At 72.1% G+C, this 15,867-nt stretch carries 14 protein-coding genes; 5 read left to right on the forward strand and 9 right to left on the reverse strand.

Features of this window, described 5'->3' with window-relative positions; translation table 11 throughout:
- Positions 1-118: 118 nt before the first annotated feature.
- Complete coding sequence (locus AB0K36_RS20275) at positions 119-1,000, reverse strand: lysozyme (RefSeq protein WP_364596119.1); 882 nt, start codon at positions 998-1,000, stop codon at positions 119-121.
- A gap of 328 nt (positions 1,001-1,328) precedes the next feature.
- Complete coding sequence (locus tag AB0K36_RS20280) at positions 1,329-1,682, reverse strand: VOC family protein (RefSeq protein WP_364596122.1); 354 nt, start codon at positions 1,680-1,682, stop codon at positions 1,329-1,331.
- Positions 1,683-1,898: 216 nt separating this feature from the next.
- On the opposite strand from AB0K36_RS20280, the gene AB0K36_RS20285 reads away from it, so the two are divergent.
- On the forward strand, positions 1,899-3,167 hold the full coding sequence (locus AB0K36_RS20285; RefSeq protein WP_364596125.1) for a hypothetical protein: 1,269 nt from the start codon (positions 1,899-1,901) through the stop codon (positions 3,165-3,167).
- Positions 3,168-3,580: 413 nt separating this feature from the next.
- Here AB0K36_RS20285 and AB0K36_RS20290 read toward each other — a convergent pair whose 3' ends face one another.
- From AB0K36_RS20290 to AB0K36_RS20310, 5 genes are all read right to left on the reverse strand, one after another.
- The gene (locus AB0K36_RS20290) at positions 3,581-4,417 is read right to left on the reverse strand and encodes an endonuclease I family protein (RefSeq protein ID WP_364596128.1); all 837 of its coding nucleotides are present in this window, start codon (positions 4,415-4,417) and stop codon (positions 3,581-3,583) included.
- Positions 4,418-4,658: 241 nt separating this feature from the next.
- The gene (locus AB0K36_RS20295; RefSeq protein ID WP_364596131.1) at positions 4,659-5,759 is read right to left on the reverse strand and encodes a catalase family protein; all 1,101 of its coding nucleotides are present in this window, start codon (positions 5,757-5,759) and stop codon (positions 4,659-4,661) included.
- A 170-nt stretch (positions 5,760-5,929) separates the two neighbouring features.
- Complete coding sequence (locus AB0K36_RS20300; protein WP_364596134.1) at positions 5,930-6,757, reverse strand: chitosanase; 828 nt, start codon at positions 6,755-6,757, stop codon at positions 5,930-5,932.
- 19 nt (positions 6,758-6,776) lie between these two features.
- Positions 6,777-7,373 (reverse strand): 3'-5' exonuclease family protein, encoded by a 597-nt coding sequence (locus AB0K36_RS20305; protein ID WP_364596137.1) that lies wholly within the window; start codon positions 7,371-7,373, stop codon positions 6,777-6,779.
- A 341-nt stretch (positions 7,374-7,714) separates the two neighbouring features.
- Positions 7,715-8,317 carry a TIGR03086 family metal-binding protein gene (locus AB0K36_RS20310; RefSeq protein WP_364596140.1) on the reverse strand — a complete coding sequence of 201 codons (603 nt, stop codon included), beginning with the start codon at positions 8,315-8,317 and terminating at the stop codon, positions 7,715-7,717.
- 139 nt (positions 8,318-8,456) lie between these two features.
- On the opposite strand from AB0K36_RS20310, the gene AB0K36_RS20315 reads away from it, so the two are divergent.
- Together AB0K36_RS20315 and AB0K36_RS20320 are read left to right on the forward strand one after the other, a co-directional pair.
- Positions 8,457-10,604, forward strand: a complete 2,148-nt coding sequence (locus tag AB0K36_RS20315; RefSeq protein WP_364596143.1) for a hypothetical protein — start codon at positions 8,457-8,459, stop codon at positions 10,602-10,604.
- Positions 10,605-10,706: 102 nt separating this feature from the next.
- On the forward strand, positions 10,707-11,558 hold the full coding sequence (locus AB0K36_RS20320; protein WP_364596146.1) for an ATP-grasp domain-containing protein: 852 nt from the start codon (positions 10,707-10,709) through the stop codon (positions 11,556-11,558).
- A gap of 147 nt (positions 11,559-11,705) precedes the next feature.
- Here AB0K36_RS20320 and AB0K36_RS20325 read toward each other — a convergent pair whose 3' ends face one another.
- Complete coding sequence (locus AB0K36_RS20325; protein ID WP_364596149.1) at positions 11,706-12,302, reverse strand: NAD(P)H-dependent oxidoreductase; 597 nt, start codon at positions 12,300-12,302, stop codon at positions 11,706-11,708.
- 163 nt (positions 12,303-12,465) lie between these two features.
- Here AB0K36_RS20325 and AB0K36_RS20330 point away from each other — a divergent pair, with 163 nt between their 5' ends.
- Complete coding sequence (locus tag AB0K36_RS20330) at positions 12,466-13,083, forward strand: SMI1/KNR4 family protein (RefSeq protein ID WP_364596152.1); 618 nt, start codon at positions 12,466-12,468, stop codon at positions 13,081-13,083.
- Positions 13,084-13,189: 106 nt separating this feature from the next.
- Here AB0K36_RS20330 and AB0K36_RS20335 read toward each other — a convergent pair whose 3' ends face one another.
- Positions 13,190-14,698 carry a carboxylesterase/lipase family protein gene (locus tag AB0K36_RS20335; protein ID WP_364596155.1) on the reverse strand — a complete coding sequence of 503 codons (1,509 nt, stop codon included), beginning with the start codon at positions 14,696-14,698 and terminating at the stop codon, positions 13,190-13,192.
- 191 nt (positions 14,699-14,889) lie between these two features.
- Here AB0K36_RS20335 and AB0K36_RS20340 point away from each other — a divergent pair, with 191 nt between their 5' ends.
- The gene (locus tag AB0K36_RS20340; protein WP_364596158.1) at positions 14,890-15,756 is read left to right on the forward strand and encodes a PhzF family phenazine biosynthesis protein; all 867 of its coding nucleotides are present in this window, start codon (positions 14,890-14,892) and stop codon (positions 15,754-15,756) included.
- Positions 15,757-15,867 lie beyond the last annotated feature (111 nt).

Raw genomic sequence — 15,867 nt, forward strand, 5'->3', positions numbered from 1 at the left:
ATGCCGCGCACCGGCGCCGCGCTGCTGCTGTGCGAACCACTGCTGGAGGTCCTGCTGCTGGTGGTGACCGCCTCGAGGCTCCACCCGGCGGCGTTCCGCTGTGCCGGGTCCTCCCGGGTCAGGCGGTGTTGTTGGCGAGTGCGATCAGCCGCGTCATCGAGCCGTTGAACTTGTTGCGGTCCACGTCGCCCGCGACGCCGCTGACCCGACCGGTCGCGGTGTACTGCCAGAAGGTCCACGTGGGGAAGCCGCTCGGGACGTTCGGGCTGCTGACGCCCCAGTGGGCGACCCACAGAGGCGCCTTGGTGGACATGCCGGTCCAGTTGCCGGTGCAGGTGTTCCACCAGCTGGCGGTCGTGTAGATGACCACGTCCCGCGTGGTGCGCGCCTTGTACGTGTTGTAGAAGTCGTTGATCCAGGTGCGCATCTGGGTCGTCGACAGGCCGTAGCACATGGCGCCGGACGGGTTGTGCTCGATGTCGAGGACACCGGGCAGCGTCCGGTTGTCCCGGGACCAGGCGCCGCCGTTGGAGGCGAAGAAGTTCGCCTGGGTCGCCCCGTTCGAGTAGTTCGGCCGGGCGAAGTGGTACGCCCCGCGGACCAGTCCGGCGTTGTAGGAGCCGGTGTAGTTCGCACCGAAACGCGAGTCCTTGAAGCTGGTGCCCTCGGTGGCCTTCATGTAGGCGAAGTCGATCCCGGCGCCCTTCACCGAGCCCCAGTTGATCGCGCCCTGCCAGTGGGAGACGTCGATCCCCTGGACGCCGCTCGTGTCCATCGGCGTGATGGGGCCGCCCGCCTCTGCGGCGCCCGGCTGCTCGATGCGGGTTCCCGAACCCATCCAGGCCTGGCCGGGCTTGACGGGCCTGTCCGCCGGCGGCGGGGCGGCGGCCGCCGTACCGGCGGTGGTCATGAGCAGGGCACCCGCCGAGACGAGGGTGCCGATGACGGTGGCGGACTTCGGTCTTCCGCGACGCGCGAATCCAACTCGTGACACAGGCATGACTGCCTCCTGGCAGGGTGGGGGATCGGCGGACGAGCGTCAGGCGCACGACGTCCCGCGGCCCGCGGGAAGTCATGGACACGTCACATGAGTAAGTCACTGTGACGCCCGGGCGTAAAGGGGTGGTCGCAAGTCCCTATGGCCCAGACCTGTGGCGCTTCGACGGACCTGGGGGAACGCCCGTTGCCACGCGGCAAGTTTCAGCGGCGGGGGCGGTGTCGCCATGGCGACGGCGGCTGGTCGGCGGCTCTCGATGCACGCTCGATGGGACCGTTGACGTGGTCGAGGCGTTCATGGAGACAGAGCCGCATGCAAGCCACGCGACAGGTCAGGCGTCGCGCCCGAGGTCCTGGGCGAATGTGATGACGTTGCCGGCCGGGTCGGTGATGGCCGCGATGCGGAACCCCCCGGAGGTGTCCTGGGGTGGCCCCATCGCAAGACCTCTCTCCGCGGCTGCAGCAGCTTGTCCGTCGATGTCGTCGACTCCGAGAGTCAGCATGGCGGAGCCTGCGCGGTCGGGGTCGCGGAGCAATTGGATTGCCCCTCCCTCGGTGACCTGCCATTCCGCCAGGCCGCCCATCGGGTTGCGGTCGGCGGGGCGCCCCAAGAGGCGTTCGTACCACCCGCGAGCCGTTTCGAAGTCCACGACGGGCATAACCGCAAAGACGTTCGTGATCGCCACGTTGAGCACTCCCTTCCTTGCGGCCTGACGTTAGTGACCACCCCTCATGCAATCGTGGAACTGGCCGCCGTGAGTCGGGGCACGAGTACCCCTCCTCGTCGGTCCGGACCGCGCGCCGGCCGTCGTGCACCGGCCGTCCGCGTCAGGGTGGCCGGCGGGCGGCGATGCACCCGGTGTTCGGGACGAGATCCTTGCCCTCGCGTTACCGTCCCAGGCGTGACGAAGAAGCCCGACGTCCTGGAAGAGCTGCCGCAGCTCCGGGAGGCGGTCGACGCGGTGTGTGGGGCTGCGCCGTCCGAGGCCCGGGCGCGGCAGGTACGCGCCCACGCCCGTGAGCTCGTTCGCGCCCTCAAGCATCCCGGCCATCCGCTGACCGTGGCCGACGACCTCGTCGACGTCCTCGCCCGCGACTCGCTCACCGCGTACGAGCAGCTCGCCCTCGTCGGCGAGTTGCGCGACCGGGGAGAGAAACGCCCCACCAGCGAAGCGACGGCCATGGTGCGCTCCGGCGTCATGGTGCTGCTGCAGCGCGAGCTCGGACTGGAGGTCCACCACCTGCGGCAGATCGAGCAGGTGCCCGGCAAGACTCCGGTGGACGTCGCTCGCCGCGAGCGGCTGCGCGACAGCCTGCAGACCCTCGCCGACCACATCGGCCGCCGGACCGGGTGGACCGTCGAGGGCGGTCTGCTCAACCGCGGTTACCCGCTGTGGGTGCGGATGCTCGCCCTGTCCTCGGTGGTGCTCGACACCGGCACCCGCGTCGGTGAGCTGTGCGCCCTGCGCCTCGAAGACCTCTCACCCACGCTGGAGGAGGTCCGCGTCGTGCGCCGGCCGCAGAACGCCCGCCCCGGCACCCCGGATGCCGTCGAGGTCTACCCGCTGCGCCGGGCCACCCGGGCCGCCCTGCGACGCTGGCTCCAGGTCCGCCGCCTGCTGATGACAGACGTGACAGGCGGCGCGGACCGGCTGTGGGTCTCGACACGCGGCAACCACGGCGGCGTCGTCGCCGAAGGTGTCGAACCCGTCTACCGGCCGGCCGGCACCCCGCTTCAGCCCCGCGGCGTCGCCCGCAGCTACACCGGCACCGTGACGAAGGTGAACATCGACCTCGCGGGCACCGAAGGCTGGGAGCCGCTGCCGGTGCGCATGGAACAGCTGCGCCGCGGCGTCGCCGCCCTCGAGGTGACCCTTGTGCCACCCGCCCCAGGCGCTGAACGAGCCGCCGCGCTGACGGCGCGCTTGGAGAAGGCCGGCCGCGAGCTCGCCGCCCTTCCCGACGCCCGGTCCCTGGCCACCACAGGCCGCCGGTCCCGTGACGAGGCCCGCCACGTGCTGCGGGAAGCATGGCAACAGGGCGTCGAGCACCGGGTGCAACTCGCCGCGCTCGGTGCCGCCGGCCTGCCCGCCCTGGACGTGTCGCGCGCCGGATGGGAGCCGGAACTGCTCCGCGCCCTGGACCGGGCGGCCCACCTCACCCCGCTGTAGACCTGTTGCCCCACACCGCTGACCCGTCCGCCGCACGGCGAGCGGACTGGCCAGGTGCCGGTCGACGAAGACCAGCCGGTCGTTCGCGTCGGCGTCCCCCGTCAGTTGCCGCTGCCGGTCGGACGGGCATCACTCCTTTTCCTATTAACAGGCCCTTGCGCCTACGACTGCTCTCTGGGGGCCGCCGTATGGCACGCCCAGTGTGGCCGCCGGGATCCATCCGGCCAGGGGAACACTGCGTAAGGCCACGCACCGACCCGCAGCGCCCGCGTCCGCGACCGCGCCGAAGGCGCCCGCGTCCACGACCGCGCCGAAGCGCCCGCGTCCACGACCGCGCCGAAGCGCCCGCGTCCACGACCGCGCCGAAGCGCCCGGGTGTCACCCCAGGCGCCCCGGCCCACGGAGGGAACGTTTCAGCCCCAGATCGCGGTGACCCACTCGGGGTGGTCGACGAACGGGTTCCGGTTGTGCTGGAAGTCGTCGTAGATCACCTGGTTGCGCCTCTTCTCGAAGGCGTCCGGCGGGTCCTGCTCGTTCCACTGCTTCAGCACGGACAGCCGGCCGTGGTACGGCATGGACCCGTTGTTCACCCGGTCGTTGACCTCCAGGTCGGCGAAGGCGTCGTCGCCCTCGTAGCGTACGGCCATGTAGAAGATCATGCGGGCCACGTCGCCCTTGACCGCGTCGCGGGGCTCGAACGAGTCGCTGTCGGTGTAGTTGCCCGGCGCCTCCCCGACTTGGGAGCCTCCCATGTCGAAGTCCTTGTTGCCGCGGGTGCTGTTCACCGACACGTCGGTGGGCCGCAGGTGGTGGATGTCCGTGCCCGGGCCGGTGGCCGTTCCGAAGTCACCGTGCGACTTGGCCCAGGTGTGCTCGCGGTTCCACTGGTCGGGGTCGCCGCCGTTGGAGGACTTGCTCTGGGAACGGCCGGTGTAGAGCAGGATCACGTTGGCGGAGTTGGCCGGATCCTCGTCGGTGGCCTTGAGCGCGTCCCAGACCTGGGAGTAGGACAGCTTGGTCTGGTCGCTGATGATGGTGTGGAGGGAGTCCTTGAGGTCCTGTCCGGTCCTGCCGATCGCGTCCTGGTAGTAGGTGTCGTCGTACACCGACGTGGACGCGGCCGAGCCGGCGGTCACGTCGGACGCGGGCGCGGTGATCGCCGTCGCCGAGCCGGTCGCGGCGATCGCCAGCGACAAGCCGCCTATGGCCAGGGCGAGATGCTTCCAGCGGGTGACTGGTGTGGGGGGCATGTACGTCCTCTTCTCGGGCCGGTACCGCCCACGGCAACGCGCGTAGAACACGGGCGGCACGACCGAACCTTCATTCGGTTGCGAAGAGTCTGCCCGTGGCCCGGCAACGAGACATGAAGAAGACGCAGTGGTTGCGCGAAGAGAGGGTGAAGCTGACGCAGGGTCAGTGACACGGTACGCACGGGCCCTTCGGTCCTTCCAGGCGCCCCTCGGCCGGCCTCGCGGTCATCACCTGCGCCGCTCAGCCCAGGAGTTCGGCACTGCTCCGCGGCTCCACCCGCGGCTGTCCGTTGATGCGGTGGCGCTCGACGGAGGAGCGGCGGTAGACCTCCTCGCGCACCCGCTGGATCTCGCCGATCGGCCGGTGGTCCTCGCGCACACGCCAAGGGGTGATCGAGGTGCCGTCCGCGGCGGTGAGGTTGTCCGCGCCGCCGATGTCCTGGCGCGGGATGTCGATCCTGGCGACACCGACCCAGGGGGAGAGCTGCTCGGGCCATTCCACCGAGGTGTTGTCCACCGGCATCCGGGACAGGTCGGTGTTCAGCTGCACCTGGAGCTCGAAGGCGTGGTCGCGCTCGGCCGCCTCTGCGACCAGCGTGTTGCGGAAGGCCTCGCCGTCCGCCAGGACATCGACCCCGAGGTGTCCGACCGGCGTGAGGGGCACCGTGCGCAGCTTCGCGATGTGGTCGCCGTAACGGAAGGCGCCCATGCTGTTGTAGGTGTACGAGAGCAGGTTCTGCCGCTGGACCCTGGTGAAGGACAGCATCGCGAACAGCTCGTCCCACAGCCACTCGTCCGCCGTCTCCAGCGTCCCGCGCCGGGTGAGGAACTCGCCCATCCACGACCTGCGCCGCGCCGGGTCCACCAGGGCGTCCGGCAGTTCGGAGAACAGCTCCTCGATCACCATGTAGTCGTACGCGGTGTTCGCGAAGAAGACGTTGTTGTTGATCAGGTTGAGGTCGAACGTGGTCGCTTCGGACTCGTCGCTCAGCAGTGACGTGCCGGGCACGCCGAACATCTTGATCCCCATGCCGCACGCCGCGCCCAGCAGCGAGTCGGCCCGCAGGTGCCCGAGCCCGTTGGAGTAGCGGACCACGGCGTCGTACGCCGTCGGCTCGGCGAAGATGCCCTGGGCGTACGGACCCTCCACCTCACTCACCGTGACGGTTGCCTTCATCAGTCCGTAGGTCTTGCCGTGCGCCGTCCTGACGGCGCGGCCGGCCTTCTGCCGCTCGACGGACCCGCGGGTGCGGTCCGCGACCTGCTGGACGACTTCGTCCAGCTCCTGCTGGTAGGTGGGTCGTTGGACGGGCCGGTACGTCTCGAACCTGACGAATTCCATGGAGATTCTCCTCCTCGTACGAAGCGGTGCGCCGCGCCGCTCGCTGCGTCACTGCCTCGGTGCGTTCAATGTAGTGCTCAATTCAGTTGTGCACAATGTAACTGCTTGTGATGGTCCCCACGTCGTCCGTCAAGGGATCCGGCCCGCCCCTTGGCGTGGGCGGTCGATAGTCACCCGCCGGGTCGGGCCGCCATCGCGCCGATGTGGTAACTGTCGCCGTAGACCCGCCAGTTCAACGGCGGCTCCAGGCCGAAGTTCCGCTCCCGCACGAACAGCCGCTGCGCCGTCTCCACCCTGCTCGTGTCGGCGTGCGACGGCTCCTTGCGGATCGCCTCGACGCGGGCGTCCAGGAAGGCGTTCAGGTACTCCTCCTCGTCACCGCCCTCCGCGGGAGACTCCGCGCCGACCAGGGCCTTCTCGCGCAGCGCGCGAAAGCCCGTGGAACTCTCGGAGGTGTCGGAGCCGTGCATGACGTACGCGTCGAAGTAGATCAACTGCCCGAGCGCGCCGAGACCGTCGTCCTCGGCCCGGCGCACGGCGGGCAGCAGGTACGACTCGTCCCGCTCGGCGTCCTGGGCCGCGCGGAACGCCGCGTCGGACGTCGCGGCCCGCTCCCACGCCCTGGTGAAGGGCTCGCCCAGCCCCTCGTGCGAGTCACTGCCCTCGACCGCCCGCAGCGCGGGCAGGAAACGCTCCAGGGCGTTGCCCGGCCTGGCCTTCGCGTAGCGCTCGACCACCGCGAGCATGTCGCCGGTGCCCGAGCAGAAGCCGATGATGCCGGCGGTGTAGCCCCGGCCGTCGCCGATGTCCTCGATGTACTCGTACTGCGCCTTCCAGTCCAGCGTGGAGTTCTCCGCGCTGGAGACGATCCGCATCGCGATGTCCTTCTTCGCGGGATCCTCCAGCCCGGCCCCGCCCCCGGAGCCGTCGCCGGTGCAGGCGGTGCACGCCCCCACCGCGATCAGGAACGCGAACAGCATGCGCGGTACGGACTTCATGGCGGACCCCCTCCCGGGGTCACACCCCCGGCCATACCATCAGATTACTGAACAGCTCCGCCTGCTCGATCGCGTCGTCCAGCGCATGGTGGGTGTGCCGTCGTGTCGACAGCAGCTCACGCGGCATCGCCGACTTCGTCACCGCTCGAAGTGGCAGCCGCGCCTTCACCGCGTACAGCGTCTTCATGTCGAGGCACCCGGAGTGCCCGAACGGGCTCGCCCCGGTGAACCGCAGCAGGTACCAGTACAGGAACGTCCAGTCGTACGAGGCCGGGTAGCCGCACATCACCGGCTGCGCCCCTCCGTGCGCCTCGCACACCTCGCGCACCCACTCGCCGAACGCGGCCATGGCCGCCGCCGGTTCACTGCCCTCGGCCGCGAGCCGTTCCCGGTCCAGGCCGCTCACGGCCAGCGCACGCGGTACGAAGTCGTCGCTGATCGGTCGCAGTTCACGGTAGAACGTGTCCTTCTCGGGATCGGCCGGCTCGTACCTGTCGGCGTCCTGGCGGCCGGCCACGGCGGCGCCGAAGCTGAGCATCGAGTACGGGCCGGGAATCGGCCCGTCGGCCTCGACGTCGACGGAGAAGTAGAGGCTGGGCTTCACTCGGCGTGTCATGCCAGGAGCATCGCATCGGCGTCCCTTCCGGCTCATCCCCTTTCCGCCGGGGTGCGGGGCGGTCCACGCCGGCCGGCGGACGGAAGTGGCCTGGCGCCGGGGCCGGCTCCGGCGTCAGGGCGTGGCCTGGTGACGGAGCCGGCCCCGGCGCCGCCGTCCGCCACACCGTTCGGCCTCCGCCGGAGCCGCACTCCCTGCCGGCCTGCCGAAGTCGCACTCCCTGCCGGCCGCCGGCCGCCTCGCTGACCGCCGCACCGGCCCTGTTCCGCGGCCCCGTCCCGCGGGCTGCGTCCGCGTCGTCGGCCGACGGCCGACGGCCGTCGGTCGCCGGCCGTCGGTCGTCAGTCGCCCGGCCGCCAGTCCGGCCGCCGCCCGCTCATGCCGACGGCCCGGTCCAGCAGCGGTGCGTCGTCCGGCACCGGTACCGGCGGCCCGAAGATCCCGTCGCGCAGGGAGTCGTCACCCGACGGCTTCACCATCTCGTACGAAACCGCCGCACTCGCCTCACCGGGGTCGTACTCCTGCCCCGTCGCCCGAGCCAGGTCCCAGCCGTGGAGCACCAGCTCGTTCAGCGCGACGCGCCCGGCGACCTGGCCCGGCAGGTCCACCCCGCCGGCCTGGGTCATGCCGTCCCATGCCGACGGCTGCCGCCAGGCCTCCGCCAGCTCCTCCAGCCGCTGGGGCAGCACGGTGCGCCACTTCTCGTCGAGCACCGGGAGCGAGCTGCCGGGGTCGGTGCCCGTCGTCGGGCCGAGGTCCTTGCGCCCCGCGTCGCGGAACGCGAGGGACAGGCCGTCGATGTGGGCCAGCAGCTCACGCACGGAGTAGTCGGGGCAGGGCGTCGGACCGCCCAGCTGGTCGTCGCTGATCGGGTCCAGCAGCCGGGCCACGGCGCGGGCGGCGGGCGTGAGGTCGGGCACGGGTGTCGTCTCGGAGGTGTTCATGCAGTGGTGACCGTCCGCGCAGCCGGAACTCATCGCCCGGACGCGGCCCCGCGCCCTGCGGAGGTGATCGCTCGCCCGATCGGGCTAACACCCGGCCCGGAAGGATCTCCGGCGCCGCCCGCCCTCATACGCTCCACGAGTGACTCGTACGAACGCCTTGAACACCGGCCGCGACGACTTCCTCACCTGGGTGTCCCGGGAAAGAGGCGCGGCGCTGCCCGTGCGCACCACCGACGCGGTGCTGACGATGCTCGCGCTGCGTGGCGCGGAACGCAGGGCGGGCGTGCCCGAGCCCACGCCGCAGCTGGTCCGGCAGGTCCTGCACGAGGATCTGCCCCCGATGCTGTCCGCGGGCGACGAGGAGCTCGACGCCGTGCCCGTCGTCCTCACCGCCCTGGCCGACCGGGTACGGGCCGCCGGCCGCCTCAACACCAAGCGGCACGCGAAGCTGGTCGCCGCCGTCGAGGAGGCCGTCCCCGAGTTCCGCCGCGCCATGGCCGACCCGCTGAACCTGACCTGGTCCCGCTGGTACGCGTCGCTGCTGCGTGCCGACGGCGTCGACCGCGACGACGCCGACGCCGTACGGGCCTGGCTCGACGCGCTCGCGAGCATGCCGCACGCGGACCGGCCAGCCCTCCCCGAGCCGCTGCACCGCTCGGACCTCGCCGACCGGACCTTCTCCGTACGCGCCCGGCTCACCGAAGCGCTGCTCGAGGCCTTCGCCCGGGACACCCGCGCGGCGTCACCGGCCGGCCCGCTGCTGCCCGCGCCGCCACTGGACGCCGACCGTCCCGACGACGCGCTCACCGGCGAACTGGACCACATCGCCGCCGAGTTGACCGACCGGTGGACCGCGGCGGGGCTCGACGGCGCACTGACCGGACGCCACGCTTCCCTCGCGCCCGGCCCGGAGGCCGTGCCGCACGCGTCCCTCGCCGACCACATGCTCGACGAACACCTCGACTACTACGGCGACTCCGCCGTCCCGCTGCCGCCCCCGGCCGCCGTCCCCGCACCGGACGAGATCCAGGGACTGCTGCACTCCGCGCCCCTGCCCGCCGCCCTGGCGTCCGGAGACCTCGACGACGAGCTGCGCGAGGTGTCCGAGCGCTGCGGCCTGCCCGGTCCCGCCTCCGACGTGTGGACCGGGGGCACCCCGCAGGAACTCCTCGAACTGGCCGCCGACATCCTGGCCGCGCAGGCCGAACGGCTGCCACCGGTCACCGGCCCGGACGACGCGTACTCGTTCGACGCCGCGCACATCCTCTACTCGCTCTACGAACGCGGCAGCACCCCGGACTCGGTGGCACGCAAGATCTGCGACGCCAAGGACGACGGAGTGGCTCCCGAACTGGAGGACGCGCCGGCCCCCGTCCCGGGCAGCGCCCCGGACGCGTACGAGACCCCGTCGCCCGAGGAGCTCTCCGTGCTGCTCGGGATGCCCGGCCGTACCGAGGAGGACCGGGAAGAGATCGACGCCCCCGCGAAGGGCCTGGCGGCCGTGGTCGACCAACTGGCCCTGACCGGCTGTGTCTTCCGGACGGGCGACACCTTCGGGCTCACCCCCCTGGGCGCGGCCGTCATGCGCCACGTGATCACGGTCGGCCATGTGGCCGCTCCCGACCAGGAGACCGTCGCCGGCTGGAACGCGGCACAGACCGTCGCGGCGGTCCGGCACTGGCCCACCCAGCTCGCCGCCTCGGCCCTCGCCGCCTTCGTGGACCGGCACGGAGGCACGGACCAGGCCTGGGGCGAACTCCTCGCCGCGGTCGCCGCGGCCAGGTCCGAGGACGCCAACGCCGCCCGCACGGCCGAGTACTTCGCGCAGCTCGACCTCGCGGGCGTCCCCACCACCGCCCTGCGCGCCGCGATCGGCGACCCGGTGACCGGCGCGGCCGCCCGGCGGCTCCTGCTGTCCCGTGGCGAGAGCGTCCCCGAGGACGCGGTCCCGCTCGGAGCGCGCGCCACGGTGCTCGTCGAGGAGCTGGACCAGCGCTGGATCGACGACATGCTCGTCCACGTGAAGCGCCGCGACGACTCCGGTGACACCGGCATTCCGGGACCGGCCGACATCCCGCCCACGACCCTGCTCCCCGCCTTCGACGAGGCGGCCGCCGCCTGGCCGGGCGGCGCCACGGCCCTGGTGGAGGCCTTGGCCTCCGCCGACCCCGCCACTTCCCTGCGCGTCCTCGACAGCCTGCACAGCCACCACCCGGACCGCGCGGTGGCGGCTGTGGCGGGCCGTAAGAGGAAGTCCGCGCAGCGCACGCTGTCCGGCCGGCGCTGAGCTCTGACAGGCGCTGAGCCCCGGTCGGTGCTGAGCCCTGGGCGGGTCCAGGGGGCCTTGGGCCGTATGGATAGGTTGGCGGTCGGCCTACCGTCCGAGGAGATGCCCGTGCCCGCCCGCCCTCGCCTGCTGTTCGTGACCGACCTCGCCTATCCGGCCAGGGGACGGCGCTACGGCGACGAGGACGTCTTCCTCACGTCACGACTGCGCGAGGAGTTCCGCCTCGCGCTGTGCCATCCGCTGGACGCCGCCGAGCTGATGGACGCCTTCGACGCCGTCGTCGTCCGCAACAGCGGCCCCGTACTCCACTACCAGAAGGAGTACGACGTGTTCCGCGAGCGGGCCGCGGCGACGGGTGTCCGGGTGTACAACCCGCTCGACGGCCGGGGTGACATGGCGGGCAAGCAGTATCTGCTGGACCTGACCGTGGCCGGTCACCCAGTCATTCCCACCGTCGACCGGCCGCAGCACCTCGCGCGCCTCCCGGAGACCGCCGAGTACGCGGTGAAGCCGAAGGCGGGTGCCGACTCCATAGGCCTGGACTTCGTCCCGCGCCAGGACCTCGCCAAGCTCGCCGCACGCGGTGACCTGCTCGTCCAGCCGCGGGTGGACTTCCGGTACGAGGTCTCCTTCTACTTCGTCGACGACGCCTTCCAGTACGCGCTGTACGCCCCCGACCCCGGGCAGCGGTGGGTCCTCGAGCCGTACGCGCCCACCGAGGCGGATCTGCGCTTCGCGAAGAGGTTCGTCGACTGGAACACCCTCGACCACGGCATCCAGCGCGTCGACGCCTGCCGCACGAGGACGGGCGAACTGCTCCTGGTCGAGCTGGAGGACCTCAACCCCTACCTCTCCCTCGATCTCCTCCCCGCGCCCGTGCGGGACGCCTTCGTCAGCGCGATGAAGGCGTCCCTGCACCGCTTCCTGGACCGCCCGGCGCCGCGGCCACGCTGACGCCGACCGGCCGGCGGCGAGGCCGCTGCGGGCGACGACCGGGACGCCCGGGGGCCGTCGGCGATGACCCGGCCGCCCGGCGGGCCGTCGACTACCCCCGGCGACCCGGCGACCCGGCGACCCGGCGGCGCGAGCGCGGGGGAACGGTCAGCCGGACGCCAGCGCCGCGGCCTCGCTCCGCGCCCGCCGGAGCCACTCCGCACGCTCCTGCTCCGTCGAGTCGGTGACCGTACGGAAGACCACCCGCCGTACGTCGTCGACACCGACGTACGGCAGCACGCACGCGGCCCACACTCGCTGCAGGGGGTCCCGGAACTCACCTTCTTCCCGGTCGGCCGGGGTGTCCGAGGTGTTCAGCACGAGCGCCCGGCCCGCCGTCAGCAGACCGACGGGCTCGCCGTCGGCGCTGCCGAGCTTGTACGCGACGCCGGGCACCAGCACGCGTTGCACCCAGCCGGTGAGGACGGCCGGAGGCATGCCCCACCAGTTGGGGTGGACGAACACCAGGGCGTCCAGCGTGGCCACTTCCGCGCGGTGGAGGGCCACTTGGGGATCAGGCGCCTCGTCCGACGCCCGGACGGTCTCCGTCTCGCCGGCGGTCAGGACCGGCGGGAAGCCCTCGCCGCACAGATCGTGCGCGATCACCTCGCACCCGCGACCCCGCAACTCGTCGGCGACCGCGTCGAAGAGTGCGTGGTTGAAGCTGCCCGGCCGCGGATGTGCGAGATAGACGCCGATGCGCATGTGCGTGATCCCCCCGGATCGATACGGGCCGGTGCCTGCCACGCGGCCGTTTTCCCGCCTTGGAACCGGATCCCAGGCCTGGTCCGGGCCACGGTACTGGGCTCTCGCCCTCTGCATGTGGGACGTGACCGATCTCAGGCCCGAGGTCTGTCAGGATGCGCTGGTGGACGACCTCATACGCCCGTGGGAGCGCGTCGAGACCTGGCTTCGAGAGCACCAGTGCACCGGTGCTCTCTCCGCGCTGCGCCCGCCGGCCTCGGAAGAGGCCGTTCAGTCCCTCCAGGACGCCGTCCCGTACCCGCTCCACCCGCATCTTGTGCAGTGGCTCGGACTCCACGACGGAGGCAGCGCCCCTGTCTGGCCGTCGGGTGGCTTCGTCCCGTACGGCACCGAGTCGCTCAAGTGCGGGCCGGGGGCCATGGCGGACATGCTCGAAGAGTTCCACGACCAGTTCACCGAGGAGGAGATCCAAGATCTCGGCCTGACTCCGTGGGCGCACCCGTTCTGGCTTCCCATCGCGGGTACGAACACGGGAGAGAGCCTTCTCATCGACCACCGGCCCGGCGATACGTACGGCGCCGTCCTGGAGATCGACTACGACCTTGATTTCTGGGGTGAAGTCCGCTGGAAGAATCTCGGGGAGATGATCAGGCTGATGGCTGAGTCCCTGGAAGCCGGATCCCCTCTGCCGTACTCGCGTGAATATTCGCTCGTTCGCCAATTGGACGGCGAGCCCGCGGCACGCCGTCTCGCCTGGAAGTTGGAGAAGATCCAGGATTGAAGGACGCGAGAAGCGCCTGGGTCGGCCGGGGCCGAGACCACATCACGCCCCCGCCCCGCGAAGCATGGCGATCACCCGGTCCAGCTCCTCGGGCAAGGCCTGACAGTCAAGGACCCAGCGGCCGGTAGTCGAAGTCCCGCCACAGCGGCCGGGTGTCGGGCAGCGGGGTGCGCGCCGCGTCGTCGTCCGGGGCCCAGGTCCGGGCCGGGCCGGACCCTGTCGCGTCGAGTGGCGGCCACCCGGGGCGGCCGGTCGAGGCGAATTCCGCCCACGCCGAGAGCATGCGCCGCGACAGGCGGTCGTCCGCCGGGGAGGGCGGGCCGCCGAGGAGGAACTCCACTGCGGCGAGGCGGTGGTTGCCGAATGCCAAGGGCACGTCGGCGCAGTGCCAGGCGCGTACCTCGCCGTCCGGCCCGGGGCGTCGGCGGTCGAAGCGGGACATGAACGCCCGGCCCCCTGCCCGGGCGTGCGCCTCGGCGAGCCTGCTGCTGTACTCGGCGAACAGCAGGTCACCGTAGACGGCGAGATGGACATCGAGCACCGGTGCCCCGGGCATCAGGTCGCGATAGCCGGCAAGGAGCCCGTCGGGCAGCGCGAAGGCGGCCGCGAAACGGGCCAGTTGCTCGTCCGTCGTGACGTCGGCGCTGCTCCCGACCGCGTCCATCAGCCAGTACTCCTGTGTGGTGTGGCAGACGAGCAGGTCCACCTCCCTCCCCGCCCCCGCGGCCACCGCGGCGAGGGGGTCCGCCGGGAGGACGTCACCGTCGGCGACCGGGGCGTAGAGCACCGGGTCGTAGTGCAGGTGGCCGGACGACGGATCGCGGCGGTAGGCGTCCGCGACCGCGTCGGACGCGGCGACCAGGGCCTCCGGCGGCGCCGCGGCCAGGGCCGCGGCCGTCGCGGGAACGCCCGCCGCTGCCGCCACCCGCTCGGTGATCTCCCGCGACAGCGCGGCCGACCAGCACGGGCCCACGGCACTGTGCGCGATCGCGCGGCGGAACAGCCCCCGGGCCCCGTCCATCACCATCAGAGCGGCCACCGAGGTCGCGCCGGCGGACTGTCCGGCCGCCGTGACGTTGTCCGGGTCGCCGCCGAACGCGCCGATGTTCTCCCGCACCCACCGCAGCGCCGCGACCTGGTCGAGCAGCCCGCGGTTGTCCGGGTGACGCGTGCCGTCGTCGTCCGCCGGCACGTGCCCGAAGCCCTCGAAGCCGACGCGGTAGTTGATCGTCACCACGACCAGCCCGCCGTGGCGGGCCAGGGCCGTCCCGTCGAAGTCGGGCTGCGCGGACGACCCGAAGGTGTACGCCCCGCCGTGGATCCACACCAGCACGGGCAGCGAGGTGCCGCCCGCCGGGGCCCACACGTTGAGCGTCAGGACGTCCTCGTCACCGGGCGACCACGACGGCGCCCCCGGCAGTTCGGCCGACTGCGGGGCGACGGGCCCGAAACGCGTGCAGTCCCGCACCTCCGTCCAGGGCTCGGCGGGCAGCGGTTCCCGGAACCGCGCCGCCCCGAAAGGAGGCGCGGCGTACGGGATCCCGAGCACGGCCACCACATCGTCCGCGACCCGGCGCCCGCGTACAGGCCCGTCGTTCGTCCGGAACACCACCACGGAAACGCAACCCCCACCTCGCCGTCGAGCCTGCCGCGGTCCCGGCCGGCTCCTGCGACCAGCATTCCAGCGCGCCGGCCACGGGCACCAACACCAAGATCACCGCGATTGACGCAGCTGCGATGTCGATCTCGGAAGACCCCGGGCACCGGCCGGGAACAACACGGCCCCGCCCGGTGGTTCGGACGATCATGACGACGAAGAACGAAGTCCTGCGCTACACCGCCTTCTCCGGCGATCCCGACGGCGGCAATCCCGCCGGCGTCGTCCTGGACGCCGCGGGACTGGACGACGCCGGGATGCTCGCCGTCGCCGCGGAGGTCGGGTACAGCGAGTCCGCGTTCGTGTCCGCGCCGCCCGAGGGGCTCGAGGGGGAGCCGGGGAGGGTGTTCACCATCCGCTACTTCAGCCCCAAGGCGGAGGTGCCGTTCTGCGGGCACGCCACGGTCGCCACCGCGATCGCCCTCGGCGAGCGGATCGGGACCGGCGACCTCGTCTTCGCGACCCGCGCCGGGACGGTCCCGGTGACCGTGACCGAGGAGGACGGGACACTGCGGGCGACGCTGACCACGGTCGAGCCGCACAGCGAGGAGATCGCGGACGCGGACGTCGCGGAGGCGCTGGCCGCGCTCGACTGGCCGGCCGCCGACCTGGATCCCGGACTGCCGCCGCGTATCGCCTTCGCGGGCGCCCGGCACCTGGTGCTCGGCGCCGCCACCCGGGCACGGCTGGCGGACCTGGCGTACGACTTCGACCGCCTCGAGGCCCTGATGCGCCGTCTCGACCTGACCACGGTCCAACTGGTGTGGCGGGAGTCGGAGACCGTCTTCCACGTGCGCGACCCGTTCCCGGTCGGCGGGGTCGTCGAGGATCCGGCGACGGGCGCGGCGGCAGGCGCGTTCGGCGCGTACGCCCGCGAGCTCGGCCTGGTCCCCGAGACGTCGGTGCTCACCCTCCACCAGGGCGCGGACATGGGCCGCCCCGGTGTGCTGACGGTGGAACTACGGGCGGGAGACAAGCGGGTACGGGTGTCGGGGGCCGGTACGCGCATCGCCTGACCGGGACCCGGACGCGGACCGGGACCCGGACGCGGACGCGGACGCGGCGCGGCCCGCAGGGGCGTTGCCCTGCCGGTCGCGCCGGTCGCGCCTGTCGCGAGGCCGCCGGAC

This window comes from Streptomyces kurssanovii (assembly GCF_040677245.1).
GTDB classification, from domain to species: domain Bacteria; phylum Actinomycetota; class Actinomycetes; order Streptomycetales; family Streptomycetaceae; genus Streptomyces; species Streptomyces kurssanovii.

Excerpts from the sequence above, each read along its gene's own strand:
- AB0K36_RS20275 (WP_364596119.1), bottom strand. The coding sequence starts at position 1,000 with ATGCCTGTGTCACGAGTTGGATTCGCGCGTCGCGGAAGACCGAAGTCC.
- AB0K36_RS20290 (WP_364596128.1), bottom strand. The coding sequence starts at position 4,417 with ATGCCCCCCACACCAGTCACCCGCTGGAAGCATCTCGCCCTGGCCATA.
- AB0K36_RS20295 (WP_364596131.1), bottom strand. The coding sequence starts at position 5,759 with ATGGAATTCGTCAGGTTCGAGACGTACCGGCCCGTCCAACGACCCACC.
- AB0K36_RS20300 (WP_364596134.1), bottom strand. The coding sequence starts at position 6,757 with ATGAAGTCCGTACCGCGCATGCTGTTCGCGTTCCTGATCGCGGTGGGG.
- AB0K36_RS20305 (WP_364596137.1), bottom strand. The coding sequence starts at position 7,373 with ATGACACGCCGAGTGAAGCCCAGCCTCTACTTCTCCGTCGACGTCGAG.
- AB0K36_RS20310 (WP_364596140.1), bottom strand. The coding sequence starts at position 8,317 with ATGAACACCTCCGAGACGACACCCGTGCCCGACCTCACGCCCGCCGCC.
- AB0K36_RS20320 (WP_364596146.1), top strand. The coding sequence starts at position 10,707 with ATGCCCGTGCCCGCCCGCCCTCGCCTGCTGTTCGTGACCGACCTCGCC.
- AB0K36_RS20325 (WP_364596149.1), bottom strand. The coding sequence starts at position 12,302 with ATGCGCATCGGCGTCTATCTCGCACATCCGCGGCCGGGCAGCTTCAAC.
- AB0K36_RS20340 (WP_364596158.1), top strand. The coding sequence starts at position 14,890 with ATGACGACGAAGAACGAAGTCCTGCGCTACACCGCCTTCTCCGGCGAT.